Origin of the sequence: Magnetospira sp. QH-2, from assembly GCF_000968135.1 — a bacterium.
In the GTDB taxonomy this organism is placed as follows: Bacteria; Pseudomonadota; Alphaproteobacteria; order Rhodospirillales; family Magnetospiraceae; genus Magnetospira.
In genome coordinates this window covers 913,233-927,917 of record NZ_FO538765.1, presented here as the reverse complement: position 1 = coordinate 927,917, position 14,685 = coordinate 913,233, and the positions used below count along the sequence as shown (strand labels likewise).

11 protein-coding genes are annotated in these 14,685 nt (G+C 58.1%); 10 read left to right on the top strand and 1 reads right to left on the bottom strand.

Features of this window, described 5'->3' with window-relative positions:
• The first annotated feature begins 15 nt into the window (after positions 1 to 15).
• The 10 genes from prsT (at position 16) to MGMAQ_RS04380 (ending at position 13,810) form a co-directional block, all read left to right on the top strand.
• Positions 16 to 2,859 carry an XrtA/PEP-CTERM system TPR-repeat protein PrsT gene (gene prsT, locus MGMAQ_RS04430; RefSeq protein WP_148560844.1) on the top strand — a complete coding sequence of 948 codons (2,844 nt, stop codon included), beginning with the start codon at positions 16 to 18 and terminating at the stop codon, positions 2,857 to 2,859.
• Positions 2,860 to 3,173: 314 nt separating this feature from the next.
• Entirely contained in the window at positions 3,174 to 4,109 is a 936-nt protein-coding gene (locus MGMAQ_RS19285) for a PEP-CTERM sorting domain-containing protein (protein ID WP_148560843.1), read from the top strand.
• 306 nt (positions 4,110 to 4,415) lie between these two features.
• The gene (locus MGMAQ_RS04415; RefSeq protein WP_046020592.1) at positions 4,416 to 5,120 is read left to right on the top strand and encodes a hypothetical protein; all 705 of its coding nucleotides are present in this window, start codon (positions 4,416 to 4,418) and stop codon (positions 5,118 to 5,120) included.
• A 65-nt stretch (positions 5,121 to 5,185) separates the two neighbouring features.
• A complete protein-coding gene (locus tag MGMAQ_RS04410) occupies positions 5,186 to 5,497 on the top strand; it encodes an HPr-rel-A system PqqD family peptide chaperone (RefSeq protein WP_046020591.1) in 312 nt (103 codons plus the stop codon).
• Positions 5,494 to 6,408 (top strand): HprK-related kinase A, encoded by a 915-nt coding sequence (locus tag MGMAQ_RS04405; protein ID WP_198409156.1) that lies wholly within the window; start codon positions 5,494 to 5,496, stop codon positions 6,406 to 6,408. Before MGMAQ_RS04410 ends, MGMAQ_RS04405 begins: the two co-directional genes overlap by 4 nt.
• A gap of 245 nt (positions 6,409 to 6,653) precedes the next feature.
• The gene (locus tag MGMAQ_RS04400; protein ID WP_046020589.1) at positions 6,654 to 7,745 is read left to right on the top strand and encodes a nucleotidyltransferase family protein; all 1,092 of its coding nucleotides are present in this window, start codon (positions 6,654 to 6,656) and stop codon (positions 7,743 to 7,745) included.
• A gap of 64 nt (positions 7,746 to 7,809) precedes the next feature.
• The gene (gene prsK, locus MGMAQ_RS04395) at positions 7,810 to 9,987 is read left to right on the top strand and encodes an XrtA/PEP-CTERM system histidine kinase PrsK (protein WP_052716109.1); all 2,178 of its coding nucleotides are present in this window, start codon (positions 7,810 to 7,812) and stop codon (positions 9,985 to 9,987) included.
• Between the two features lie 37 nt (positions 9,988 to 10,024).
• The gene (gene prsR, locus MGMAQ_RS04390) at positions 10,025 to 11,386 is read left to right on the top strand and encodes a PEP-CTERM-box response regulator transcription factor (RefSeq protein WP_046020588.1); all 1,362 of its coding nucleotides are present in this window, start codon (positions 10,025 to 10,027) and stop codon (positions 11,384 to 11,386) included.
• 123 nt (positions 11,387 to 11,509) lie between these two features.
• The gene (locus MGMAQ_RS04385) at positions 11,510 to 12,523 is read left to right on the top strand and encodes an NAD-dependent epimerase (RefSeq protein ID WP_046020587.1); all 1,014 of its coding nucleotides are present in this window, start codon (positions 11,510 to 11,512) and stop codon (positions 12,521 to 12,523) included.
• The gene (locus MGMAQ_RS04380; protein WP_046020586.1) at positions 12,524 to 13,810 is read left to right on the top strand and encodes a nucleotide sugar dehydrogenase; all 1,287 of its coding nucleotides are present in this window, start codon (positions 12,524 to 12,526) and stop codon (positions 13,808 to 13,810) included.
• Between the two features lie 28 nt (positions 13,811 to 13,838).
• Here MGMAQ_RS04380 and MGMAQ_RS04375 read toward each other — a convergent pair whose 3' ends face one another.
• Entirely contained in the window at positions 13,839 to 14,504 is a 666-nt protein-coding gene (locus tag MGMAQ_RS04375; protein WP_046020585.1) for a DNA-3-methyladenine glycosylase I, read from the bottom strand.
• Positions 14,505 to 14,685: the final 181 nt, after the last annotated feature.

The window sequence follows — 14,685 nt, the reverse complement described above, 5'->3', positions numbered from 1 at the left end:
GAGGACGAAAAAGCCATGACCTTCACTACCCGAATCACCGCTTCCCGCATCGGACCCATGGTCCTTGCGGTTCTACTCGGTGGGGCTCTGACGGCCATAGATGGGGCGGCGCTTGCAGCGACCTCCATCGAAATCCAGCCCTCGGGCAAGTTTGAAGATGCCCAGAAAGACTTTCAGTCTGGGAATCTACGAACCTCGGTCATTCACCTCAAAAACGTTTTGCGCAGCAATCCCGATCATCTGCCGTCCCGGCTGTTATTGGGGCGGATCTATCTTGTGATCGGTGATGGCGAGTCTGCCGAAAAGGAGCTGCGCCGGGCATTGGATATCGGCGCGGATCAATCTCTAGTGATCGAGGCTCTCGGCGAGGCCCTCATTCAACAGGGCAAATTCTTTGAGGTTTTGGACAACCTGCGCGCCACCGGATGGCCCAAAAAAGTGCAAGCCGGTGTATTGACCCTGCGCGGCAAGGCGCATTTCCTGCTGCGGCATTTGAAGGACGCCGAGGGCGAGTTCCTGGCGGCGCTGCGGATCCAGCCGGGGCGCGGATCGGCAACGGTCGGTTTGGCCCGCGTCCGAAAAGCCCGCGGCAAATGGGACGAGGCGGAGGAATTCCTCAAGCAAGCCACGGACAAGTATCCCGATATGGCTGACGCTTGGTACGAGAGGGGCGAATTGGAGCGCGGCCGAGGCAAATTAAGACCGGCACTCGATCACTTCAGCCGCGCCATTGCCGTGCAACCGCGTCACCTGGCGGCCCGCACCTATCGCGCGGCGGTCTTGATCGATATGGGAGCCGCTGCGCAAGCCAAGGGGGATTTGGAATATGTTCGGAAATACGATCCCCATGATCCCCATCTTCAGTATTGGTGGGCTCGGTACCTGGAATCCCAAGGACAGACCAAGGAAGCCAAGCTGGCCATCGAGTTGGCCGCAGACCAACTCCGCTCCATGGACCCGGGGCTTCTGGATGGCGATGCCCATGCCTTGGTGATCTCCTCGCTGATATATCTGACCAATGGTGATACGGATCTCGCCCACACCAACCTTGTTCAGGCCATTCACGTGGACGCATTCAATCCCTTTGCGCGCAAGGCGCTGGGCACCATGCTGAACAAGGAGGGACGTTTTGCCGAAGCCGTCGGGATCATGCGCCCGGTGGTGAGGCTGCGGCCCCAGGATTCCGATTTGATCGGTGCATTGGCCAAGGCCCTTTTGAGAACCAAGCGGTTTACCGAAGCCAACGAGCTTCTCACACAGGCCATTGAGGCCGCGCCGGACCGGTCCGATCTCCAAGCCCGCCTCGGCATGAGCCAAATCGGCAGCGGTAACCGGGAGACCGGGTTGGCCATGCTGCGCGAAACGTTGGGCGCCAAACTGGATCAAGTCAGCCCCGGTGTTCTGCTGACCATGATTCATCTGAGGGCGGGCGAGTTCAAAGAGGCGGTCGAGGCGGCGAACCTTGCCTTGGAATCAACGCCAGACGACCCTGAACTCTTCAATCTCCTCGGCGCGGCGCATATCGGTCTGGGTGACCGGAAGACCGCCATACGTAATTTTTCCAAGGCTCTGGAAATCAATCCGAAATTGCGGGTTCCAAGGGTTAATCTGGCGCGTCTCAATATGCTGGAAAACAATTTGGCGGCGGCGGAAAGAGATTTCAAACTGCTGCTGGACCGAAACGAGTTTGATCTCAATGTCATTTTGGAATTGTCCAACATCGCAGCCAGGAGAAAAGACAAGGATGAGCAGGTCCGCTGGTTGGAAAAAGCGGTTGCCGCGGCGCCAGGGGTGCTGGCCCCGAAAATCTACCTCATCCGCGCGCTGCTTTTGCACGGTTTGACGGAAAAAGCCGTCCTGGCGGCACGGGAAGCTCGCGCAAAACATGACGCCGGATACCAGCTTCTGGAACTCCTGGGGCGTGCCGAACTCGAAGCGGGAAACACGGCCCGCGCGGCCAACGCTTTCAAGAACATGCTGGATCATTCCCGGGATTCCGCGTCTGCCATGATGAAGGTGGCGCAACTGCAAAAAAAGGCGGCTGACCTGGACGGCGCCCTCAAAACCTTGAGCAGTGCCGTGGTCACCTTTCCCACCAATACAGAATTGCTGGTCGCCATTATCGAGCTCGAATATCAATTGGGAAAAACTGATCGCATCAAGGCCCGTATTGATGACTTGCTGCGCAAAAATCCCGAGAAAGCCATCGGTTGGGCCTTGTTGGGCGACGACCACCTGCGCCGGTCCGAAATCCAAGAGGCCGTCACGGCCTATGAAAAAGCCTTTGAGCTCTCTCCGGGGGCCGGACTCTTGGTTCGCATATTCCTGGCGGGAGAGAGAATCGGACAGCGGCCCCAACTGATTGACCGGATGGTTCAATGGGCCGCGCAGAATCCCAAGGACCGATTGGTCCGGCGAACGCTGGTCGGCGCCTATATCAAGGAAGGGCGGTTGAACGATGCCATCGCGGAGGCCAAATTGCTGCTGGTGGATAAGCCCGACAGCGTGGAAACCTTGAATAATCTGGCCTGGCTTTATGATGAGACCGGCAATCCACAGGCCCGTGAGATGGCGGAGAAGGCCTATAAGCTGGCGCCTGGAAACCCATCCGTCATTGATACGCTTGGCTGGCTTCTCGTCCGTCAAGGAGAGACAGAGCGCGGACTGGCTTTGTTGCGGGATGCCCATGCCCGGGGCGGGGACCGCCTGGAGATCCGATTCCATCTTGCGGCAACGCTTCAGCGGTTGGGCCGTTTGGACGAAGCCCGCAAGGAAATGAAAGCCATCATCAGCGCCGCCAAGGGAGCCTCCTTGGGCGATGAGTTCGATGCCTTGCGCAAAGAATTGGGAATGAATTGATGGCTTTGGCCTCCGGGTCTGTCGGCTTTCTTGACAGTGGGGCCGGGATCCGCAAGTCATTGAGAATGCAGCGAATATTCTTCCTAGGCAGGGGAATCGACGGAGACCGCAAAGGATTGTTACAAGATCTGTCGAGATGCTTTACAATTCCCTGGTTCGGGGGGATCGCCCGGATTGCCGATATTATTTAACCTATTGATATGATGATGAAAAAATCTTGTGGCATATGGTTTGCTTATTGATTGGTTGAACTGCCGTATGGCAAGGATTAATTATTGCGTAAGCACGAAATTCAGTTCGAAAAGGACGGGGCAATGTCTAAGTTAGGTTACATCACGGCGGGTTGCTTGCTCTCGCTGGTCATGGTGTCCACCGCCCAAGCTCACTATCAAGTGAACTGCGGTGACAACAATGAAGGCTCAAGCAGCAACTACTCGCGACCGGCGTCTGATTGGACCATCGGGTTCGAGGACGACAGCAATGGTAACGACATGGTCCATGGCCAGATCGTTGACAACGAATATGCTCTGGGCGGCGGCTTCAATGGCCTGCCCGGTCTTTCCGACGTGGGCGTCCAGGTCCGGACCCAGAACTACGGCGAGAATTTTGGCAGCAACAATGGCAACTGGGATTACGGCGTGGTTTTCGATACCGGCCCCGATTCCCCGGACCGTGAGCGCTGCCGCCCGCGTGACCAGGACCTTTGGGCCGGTTTTGACGGTAATACCTACAACACCAATCCCAATGACGGTTACAACCCCGGTAACGTCCTGATCATCCAGGAGAATGACTACGGCTGTGACGACGGCATCTGCAACACTCCCGATGATGAAGGCTCCCGTCCCGCCGGTTTCTTTGAGTTTGAGTTTTCCGAACTGGTCGATATCACCAGCATCGACTTCTTCGACATCGAAGGCGCCGAGAACAACGACAATGCCGAAATCTACTTCTGGACCGACGTGGTGCAGAACGATGGCTCGGTGGTCGAGCAACTCATCACCAATGATGACACCAACGATGATCACTGGCACATGGTTGACACCGGCGACAACGGCTGGACTCAGATCGTGTTCAACGTCGAGGGTGTGAGCCGCTTCCGCATCGAAATGGGCGGTTCCGGCGCCATTGATAACATCTCCGGTAACCGGCATGCCGGTGGCGGTGGTCAGGTTCCCGAACCCGGCACGCTGGCCCTGTTCGGTTTCGGTCTGGCGCTGATGCTCTGGATGCGTCGCCGCTCCATGATCTAGGAACGTTGCCCCGTTCCAAGGATGACCCTCTCAAACGGGTCGGAAATGCCGCCAGAAATGGCGGCATTTTTTTTGTCCGGAGGTGGGGTTCGAATAGGTTGGTTTTCTCCCGCCGGGTCGCTATGTGTAAAGCCGAGCGCCGTTGGGGCGTGGAAACTGTCGGGATTCTTGCCATACCAGCGATTGCCAACCCGAGAAATATAACGTTTTCCCTTTAATCATAGGGGGTTGGTAAAATTGGTGTGATTTTTGCTTAGTAGTATGGTAGAGATCCATTACATCATTTTATAAGCGAGCGGCTCGGATATGGAAAATAAAGATACCTCTCAAGCGCCTACCCCCGAAGTTGGGGACAGCGCGGATCAGAAATTGGTCGACGGTGGCTCGAAACTCAAACTGCGGCGGCGGTTCATGACCGGCTCCGGCGCTCTGGTGACCGCCCCGGTGGTGATGAGCTTGGCCAGTCGGTCGGCCTTTGCCGAAGTCTGTACGCCTTCGGCCTATGCCTCGGCTCTGGCCGATGTGACCCGGTCCGCGGGCAACGAACAGGATTGTAACGGACTGTCGCCGGGTGGTTGGAAAAACACCGCCAATGAAACCGCCAAGGATGAAATGATCGGTGGCAGCGGTAACGACGACCTCTCTACCCAGGTCGCTGGTAGTGGTGGCAACAGTGGCTGTGAAAATGCCAGTTGGGCCGGGATTTCATTCTCCGCGACCTTCGGCGGCGTTTGGATGGATGGTTCCGGCTATTGGAACTCTGACAAGACCCTGTGCGAAGCGCTGTGGCTTGACGGAAATGAAGACCGCTATCAGTTCGCGGCCCATATCATTGCGGCTTATCTCAATGCCAGCGGCTATGACCCCAGTGTCCGCTATGTCATGACCTCCGCTCAGGTGGCCGACATGGGCCGGCAGATTGTCACCACCGGTCGCTATTCGGTTCCGGCCATCGGCATTGATTGGGACGCCCAGACGGTCGTCGCCTTTATCCAGCAGACCTTCCACTGATCAACCGGCACCGGGGTGGGCACCGAGCCCTCGCCCCGGTCGCCTTTGACCGGAATATTCCCCCCATGCAGGACCCGGAAGAGCCGTTGCGGAATGTCGTGCGGCTATTTGCTCGTCTGTCATGGAAAACCTGGAATGACGAGGTGGTCGTCTATGACGACGCCTCCGGTCACACCCATCTCCTCGAATCCAATGCCGCCGAAGTGCTCGTCTGTCTCGAAGCGGCGGGCGGGCTGTGCCCTCGCGACGAATTCGAGGGGCTGGTGGCGGAGCATTTGGCGGTTTCAGACGATGAACGCGAAGAGTTCCAGGAGTGGCTAGCGGTCATTTTGGCTCAATTCCGCCGCATGGACCTCCTGGCCTTGGAGGCTCAATGATGCGGTTGTCGGACCTGTCGGATGACGAAATCGTCGGTAAGCTGAAAGGTGACGGGCTTGCCCTGCGCACCGGCCCGTTCATCATGCGGCTCTATTCCCCCTTGGCGCTGATCCATGAGGGAATCGCCACGCTCTATCGGGATTATCCGCTGGGTGACGAAGACGGCTTTTCCGACTTCCATGTTTCAGTGGAACCGGCGCCGGGTCTGCGCCACTGGTTCAAGCCACAGGTGGCCTTCTCTTTCGATGGCTGGAGCGCCTTCAATACGCTGCCCAAGGCGCAAGCCCTGCCACTTATGGAGTGGGGATTGAACTGGTGCGCCAATGTCCATGGGCATCATTTCTTGATTTTGCATGCCGCCGCCATCGAAAAAGCAGGGCGGGTGGCCATTCTGCCCGCGCCCCCGGGGTCGGGAAAAAGCACTCTATGCGCGGGACTGGTCCATCGGGGCTGGCGGCTTTTCTCCGACGAGCTGGCGCTGATTTCCTTGGTGGACGGCTCCGTCAGCCCGCTGGTCCGCCCGGTCAGCCTGAAAAACAAGTCCATCGACGTGATCAAGGGATTCGCCTCCGATAGCGTGTTCAGCGCGCCGGTGCATGATACGGGCAAGGGAACGGTCGCCCTGATGAAGGCGCCCACCGATAGCGTGCTGCGCAAGCATGACCGCGACGCCCCGGCCTGGGTGATCTTTCCGCGCTACGAAGAAGGCGCCGAAGCGCGCTTTACCGCTCGCTCCAAGGGACAGACCTGTATCGAGGTGGGTAGCAATGCCATCAATTACAGCCCCTTGGGACAAAAGGGATTCATGGCCCTGACCAGGCTGATTGACCAGTGCGATTGCTACGATTTCGTCTATGGAAACCTGGATCAGGCGGAAGCGGCGTTCGCGGGGCTGGAACCACCGGCCTAGCGCGTGTCGGGTCCAATCGGACCCGCTAGACACGCGCGACCTTATTGGAATCGATCACGTTTTTCATGTTTGATCGAATCCGATCAATGACGACGTGATCTAGCGCATGTCGGCATGAATCCAGCCAGGCGCGCGTGACCTTGTTGAAACCGGTCACGTTTTTCGTGTTAGATCAATTCCGATCCAACACCAAGTGATCCAGATATTGCATAATCCGGTGCCATCCGGACTTGGGAGATTCTTGAATGACCATGGCGGACAACCCGCTTTACGCGCTGATGCGCCGCCCGCAAGACGCGACGCGGCTGGACATGGCGCAATGGGATACGGTGATCCGGCTGGCCCGCCGCTCGGATGTTCTGGCCCGGCTCTGTGCGCTATTGGAAACGGCGGGCGTTCTGGATCAGGTGCCCGAGCGTCCAAGGCGACATCTGGTCAACGACACCGTCATGGCGGAAAAACAGGGGCGCGACGTCCTGTTCGAAGTCCGCAAGATCCTCGAAGCCTTGCAGATTGACCAGATTCCACCCATTTTGCTCAAGGGCGCGGCCTACGTGGCGGCTGGTCTGCCCGCTGCCAAAGGGCGCAAGTTCACCGATATCGATTTCATGGTCCGCAAGGAACTGCTGTTGAACACCGAAGCGGCCCTGTTCAAGGCCGGTTGGGTGCCAGGCAAAGTTCATCCATATGACGACAAATACTACCGCACCTGGATGCACCAGATCCCGCCGGTTACCCATATGCGGCGCAAATCCATGCTTGATGTGCATCATACTATTCTGCCGCAAACCACGCGGGTGGATATCGAGGCTCGGAAACTGCGCGACGCCGCGCGACCGGTGGACGGATGGCCGGGGCTTTGGGTCCTATCCCCCCAAGACATGGTCCTGCACAGTATGGTCCATCTGTTCAGCGAGGGGGATTTCGAACACGCGGTGCGCGATCTGTCGGACATGGATATGCTGTTGCGTCATTTCTCGTCGGAAGAAGGCTTTTGGGAGGGATTGGTCCCACGGGCCGAGGACCTGGATATTCTTCGCTTCTTGTATTACGCCCTCACGCATCTGACCCGGCTTCTCGGAACGCCCGTGCCGCCGGACGTAATGAAACAAGTCCAAAAGGGGCGCCCGGGCGGTCTCGCTCGGCCGGTGATGGGTTTTTGCTGGGATCATGCCTTGCGGCCCCGGCATGGCTTCTGCCACACGAGAGGAACGGATCTGGCTCTCATGATCTTGTACATCCGCTCCCATCATCAGCGTATGCCCCTGACGCTGCTCATTCCGCATTTGGTGCGCAAGTCCTTGCGTTGGATGACGGAAAAGAATGACGAAGCGTGACACGGGCTGAGGATGGCCTTAGTTTCATATCGAACCCGGAACCTGTATCTGGCTCATTGAAGGCATGAACGTGGAAAATTCCTTGGAGTCCATTGCGACGGTCGCCTCGGTGTATTTGGAAATGGGGGCTGTCGGCTACTTATTGAGTGCCGTGGCCTATCTGGGTCTTTTGGCCTTGATCTGGTCTAGCCGGGCGGACTGGTCTCGAAAGCGACTGGTGGCAATTTCCAGCGCGCTTACGGCGATCTGGGCCGCATCCACATCGTTGTCGATGTTTACCCACTCCGCTTCGATGCTTCCGTTCACGTTTGAAGTGTTTCGAAACCTGGGGTGGCTGTTCTTCCTTGGCCAATTGCTGCGGGTTCACAAGCATGGAGAGCGTGGCCACCGCTTTACTCTGACCGTGTTTTTCATTGCCGGGATCGCCTCGGTGGTCCCGATTTTGTTTCATCAGTTGATGGTCTTGGCCGACCTGTTTCCCTCGCTGCAAAGCCATTACGCCACGGTGTCTCAGATTGCCCATGTGACACTTCCCGTGCTCGGCCTGTTGCTGGTGGAGAACCTCTACCGCAATGCCGATGAGGATGGACGGTGGGCCGTCAAGCATCTCTGTTTCGGTTTGAGCACCCTGTTCGGTTTTGACTTTTTTCTCTATGCCGATGCGTCTTTGTTCAATCGATTGGACAACAACATCTATCTGGCCCGGGGATTTGTAGACGCCTTTGCCGTTCCGCTGATCGCCATTTCGGTTTCCCGCATCCGGTCTTGGGAAGTGGAGATCCACTTGTCCCGGCGGGTGGTGTTTCATACGGCGGCGCTGGTCGGGAGTGGGCTCTATTTGATCGTGATGGCAGGCGTGGGCTATCTGGCCCGCACGGTGGACCAGAGCTGGGGGCCGATGTTCCAGATCGTGTTCCTGGTCGGTGCGGGGCTGGTCACCTTGTTGCTGTATTCCTCGGGCGCGGTGCGGTCCCGGGTCCGGGTTTGGATCGCCAAGCATTTTTTCCAATATACCCACGACTACCGCGAGGTTTGGCTGCGGTTTACCCATGTCATGTCCGATCCGGCGCAAGGGGCGGCGCTCAACGGTCGTATCATCCGAGCCGTGGCCGATATCTTCGATTGTACGTCGGCGGGGCTGTGGGAATACCGCGAAGGGGACAAGGCCTTCCTGCCGACCGCCCGATGGAATTTGTCGGGGGCGCTGCCGGGCGAGGCCTTTCCCGGCATCTCCGAAGAGGCCCCCATGGTGGGATATTTGCGAGAGACCAAATGGGTGGTCGATCTGGCCGACTATCGGGCCGACCCGGAAAGCTATGACGGATTGGAGCCGCCTGATTGGCTGGTGGAGCACCAACGGGCGCAAATCATTTTGCCGCTGTTCCACCGGGATGAATTGGAGGCGTTCCTGGTATTGGGCCAGCCCAGAACGCCCATTGCCCTGGATTGGGAAACCCTGGATCTGCTCAAGACCGTCGGGCGGCAGGCAGCCGGATACCTGGCCGAAGAACATGCCGTTAGTGCCCTGTCCGATGCCCGACGCCTGGAAGCCTTCAATCGCCGTTCGGCCTTCATTATTCACGATATCAAGAATCTGGTCAGCCAGATGTCGCTGATGGTGCAGAACGCGGAAAAGTACGGCCATGACCCCGAGTTTCAAAAGGACATGCAGATGACCGTGCGCAATTCCGTGGAGCGCATGAAGGAACTGTTGGCTCAGTTCAAGGCGGAGAACGCCGAGGATGGTATCTTGACCACCGAAGCCTCTTCGGCCTTCAATGAACAACCGGCGGCGAAAGAAGACGACGCGGCTGAAGGATTGGAGCGTCTGCGGACCGTGGTGGAGGATATCGCTGCCATCTGGCAAAAACAAAAGAGCGATATGGATATCACCCTTGAGGACCCGGGCATCTTGCTCGTGGATCGGGAAAGAATGACCGCGGCGCTGAACCATCTGCTGCAGAATGCCATCGAGGCCGCGGGGGCGGCCGGGCTGGTGGCCTTGGGGCTGTTTAGAGACGGGCACGAGGTGGTGGTGGAGGTGAGCGACGACGGGCCGGGCATGGATCCGGATTTCGTGCGCGATAAACTGTTTCGCCCCTTGGAGACGGCCAAGGATGAAGGGTATGGTTTGGGGGCCTTCCAGACTCGGCAAATGGTGGTCGAGATGGGCGGGCGTCTTGACGTCGTGACCGCACCGGGTCACGGAACGAAAATGCGGATTATCTTACAGGCCCCGTAAGCGGGCTTGGTTACCAACTGGGAGTATCAAGATCGGTATGGCACGCAAAAGCAAAGCACTCGTCGTCGAGGATGACGACGGTCTGCGCAGCCAAATGCGCTGGGCTCTGGCGGATGACGACGTTTTTGAGATCATGGTTGCCGGGAACCGCAAGGATGCCATGACCACCATGCGCAAGGAAGAGCCGACCATCGTCGTGCTGGACCTTGGCCTGCCGCCCGATCCCAATGGTGCCAGTGAAGGCTTGGCGACCCTGGAAGAAATCCTCACCTTTCGTCCCTTGACCAAGGTGATCATCGCCAGCGGCAACGAGGACCGGAACAACGCCCTGAAGGCCGTCAGCCTGGGTGCCTATGATTTTTATCCGAAACCGGTGGATATCGATGAATTGCGTTTGATAATGCGGCGGGCTCTGCGCCTGTATGAGTTGGAAGAGGAAAATCAACGCTACGCCAACGAACGCAAAGAGACCCCTCTTGGGGGCATCATTGCCGGTAGCCCGGAAATGCTCAGCGCCTGCCGCATGATCGAACGGCTCGCGCCATCGGATGTTTCTGTGCTGGTGATGGGCGAGAGTGGTACCGGCAAGGACCTGATGGCCCATGCCCTGCACGAAATGAGCCCGCGCGCCAAGGGGCCCTATGTGGCCATCAACTGCGCGGCCATCCCCGAACACCTGCTGGAAAGCGAGCTGTTCGGCTATGAAAAAGGCGCGTTTACCGGCGCCCATAAACAGACCATCGGCAAGGTAGAACAGGCGAACAAGGGCACGTTGTTCCTGGACGAAATCGGCGATATGCCGCTGAATCTGCAATCAAAAATGCTCAGATTCCTGCAAAACCGAGTGATCGATCGCATTGGCGGACGGTCGGAGATCAAGGTGGACGTGCGGGTGGTCTCGGCCACGAACCAGCCCATGGAGGAGATGATCGCCGACGGTCGTTTCCGCGAGGATCTCTATTATCGACTGGACGAAGTCAACGTGCGCATTCCGGCCTTGCGCGAACGCAGTGGTGACAAGGAAGTGCTGGCCAAGTTCTTCCTCGACAAGTTCGCCCGGGATTTGGACCGACCGGTCAAAGGATTCACCAGTGGCGCTCTGGCCGCCATCAGTTCGTATGAATGGCCCGGCAATGTGCGCGAACTGGAAAATCGCATCAAACGCGCCGTTGTGCTTGCCGATGGCAAACTGCTCAGTGAGGAGGACCTGAACCTGGAAGCAGGCGAGGTCAGCCAAGGATTTCCCACCCTCAAGGACGTCCGGGAAAAGGCCGAATACAATCTGGTCATGCAGGCTCTGGAGCTCAACGACAATAACGTCTCTGCCGCCGCCAAACTGCTCGGCGTCAGCCGTCCGACACTCTATGGCCTGATGAAGACGCTGAATATCCGCACCTGATTGTCTTCTCTCGGGAATCTGGTGATTTTCCGCCTTTCGCCTGCCGTCAACTTTGGTTAACGTGCAGGCGCTTCGGCGAGTCCTGCAGGATTTCAGTCGTCATTCGAAGGGGAAACAGGAAACATGAAGGTTCTCATCACCGGTACCGCCGGGTTCATCGGCAACCAGATCGCATTGCGACTGCTCGAACGCGGCGATTCCGTGGTCGGGATCGATAACCTCAACGACTATTACGACGTGAATCTGAAATTGGCCCGCGAGGCTCGGATCAAGGATCATCCCAATTGCACCCTGGTCCGCATGGGGATCGAGGAACGCGATGCACTGGCTGCCCTATTCGAAAAAGAGCGGCCGGACCGGGTGATCAATCTGGCGGCCCAGGCCGGAGTGCGCTACAGCATCGACAATCCCTCGGCCTATGTGGATACCAACATTGTCGGTTTCGCCAACCTGCTGGAAGGGTGCCGCGCGGTGGAGGTAGAGCATTTCGTCTATGCCTCGTCGAGCTCTGTGTATGGCACCAATACCCGCATGCCCTTCAATGTCGGTGATCGAGTGGATCATCCCATCAGCCTTTACGCGGCGAGTAAAAAAGCCAACGAGGTGATGGCCCATACCTATAGCCATTTGTTCCGTATTCCCTCCACCGGCCTGAGGTTCTTTACCGTCTACGGCCCCTGGGGACGGCCCGACATGGCCCTGTTCAATTTCACGCAGGCCATTGTCGAAGGGCGTCCCATCAACGTGTTCAATCACGGCGACATGATGCGCGATTTCACCTATGTCGATGACATTGTGGATGGGGTGATCCGGGTGCTCGACCGCATTCCCGAGGCCGATCCGAATGCCGGAGGCGACGAGCCCGATCCGTCGCGCAGCGTCACCGCGCCCTTCCGGATCTACAACATTGGCAACAATAAGCCGGTGCAGTTGATGCGCTATATCGAGTTGCTGGAAGAGAATCTGGGTAAGGTGGCGGAAAAGAACATGCTGCCCATGCAGCCCGGCGATGTTTCGGCCACCTGGGCCGATGTGTCCAGCCTGACCGAGGATACGGGCTATCAACCCTCCACATCGGTGGAAGAGGGCGTGGCCAACTTCGTTGCTTGGTTCAAAGACTATTACGGGATGGCATAAGTGGCCCACCAAAGAAGCATTTCGGTTATCGGCCTGGGCTATGTGGGGCTGCCGGTGGCAGTGGCTTTTGGCAAAAAAGGCGTGCCGGTGGTGGCCTTCGATGTCAACGAGGCCCGGGTGGCGGAGCTGCGCGACGGCCATGATTCCACGGGTGAAGTGGAGGACGGCGACCTGAGGGCCGCCAACATGGTGATCAGCAGCGATCCGGAAGAACTGCGGCAGGCCGATTTCCATATTGTCGCCGTACCCACCCCCATTACCGCCGACAAGCGCCCGGATCTATCGCCTTTGATTGGGGCGACCCGCACCCTGGGCAAGCAGCTCAAAAAAGGCGATGTGGTGGTCTATGAATCGACCGTTTATCCCGGGGCAACCGAGGAATCCTGCGTGCCGGTGCTGGAGGCCGAATCAGGCCTGACCAATGGAACGGATTTTACCGTCGGCTATTCGCCGGAGCGCATCAACCCAGGCGACAAGGAGCATCGCTTTGAGAATATCGTCAAGGTGGTCTCCGGGCAGGATGCCGCGACCCTGGACCTAGTGGCCGACGTCTATGGCAGCGTGGTCGAGGCCGGAGTGCATCGTACCGGCAGCATCAAGGCAGCGGAAGCGGCCAAGGTGATCGAGAATACCCAGCGGGATCTCAATATCGCTTTGATGAATGAACTGGCGTTGATCTTCAACCGCCTGGGTATCGATACCCGGGAAGTGCTGGAAGCCGCCGGGACCAAGTGGAATTTCCTGCGCTTTACTCCAGGACTGGTCGGCGGCCATTGCATCGGCGTCGATCCCTACTACCTGACCTATCGGGCCGAGGCCACGGGCTATATCCCCGAAGTGATTCTGGCTGGTCGACGAATCAATGACGGCATGGGCGCCTGGGTGGCCGATATGACCATCAAGCGGCTGCTGCGCGCCGGTGTGGGGGCCGAGGCGATGATTACCGTGCTGGGCATAACCTTCAAGGAAGATGTTCCCGACATCCGCAATACCCGGGTGGTGGATATCGTTCGGGAATTAGAAGCCGTGGGCTTCACGGTGCAGATCGCCGATCCCCATGCAGAGGCAGCCGAAGTGGCTCAGGAATATGGCATGCGCCTGACCAACGAAGCGGATCTGAAGCCTGCAGACGCCGTGATCCTGGCCGTTGCCCACGAAGATTTCATCAGCCGTGGCTGGGGCCTGATGACCGGGTTGCTCAAGAATGGCAAGGGTTTGGCGGTGGATGTGCGGGCGGCGCTGGACCGCGAAGCCTGTCCCGACGGCGTGGACCTCTGGCGCGTTTAAAGTATCCGTCTTGATCAAGACGGATACGTTAAATACTCATTGCCAAAATCCGACTGACCTGGGTGAGGCTGCGTCCCGATTGCGCGCACCACTGATTGAAAGCTTCCTGAACGGCCGCCATGTCTCTTTGTGACGCGGGCGTCCTGTCCACCACGCCTTCGGCGATCAGGCGAGCGGTCACGTCGCGGGAAAGAATGAAGCTATCGACCCCCATGAACCGCAGGAAATACTGACCGGTATTCCCGCCAAGGCGGGCCCCTTGTTTCTTCATCAGCAGCAGTAGATCGGCATACTTTTCGGTGGGCCATTCAGCAAAAAATCGCCCGGCGCCTCCGTGTTGGTCCGATAGGTCACTGATAAAGGCCGCGTTGCGCAGAACCGCGCTGATCTTCTGACCGTTCCGAACGATGCGTTTATCGGAGACGAGACGGTCCAGATCGTCACCACCGAACATCAGGCATCGGTCCACGTCAAAGCCCTCGAAGGCCTCTTCGAACCCGGGCCACATGTTTTCCACCACTTTCCAGCTGAAGCCCGCCTGAAAGATGCATCGTGTCATGCAGGCCAGCCAACGGTCATCGGCAATGGCCGCGAGATCCGCCTTAGATTTGGGCGCATCCATTGTAGAGAGGATCGCCTCCACATCGCCTTTCCGTTCGGCGGTAATGGCATAAATCTCTTCAAAGGTTCTCATCACGGCGCTTCCCAATCCACTCGGCCCAGCACACCCGGAGCATGGATGTGTTTCACGATCATGCATGGGGCGGATTGGTGAGTCCATCTCTGGCCGAGGCCCTCCTGTTTCAACGGAGCGATATAGGTGATCCATGTCGTTCGGGTCCCGTGATTCCCGTTGGCGTCGGCCCCTTAAAATT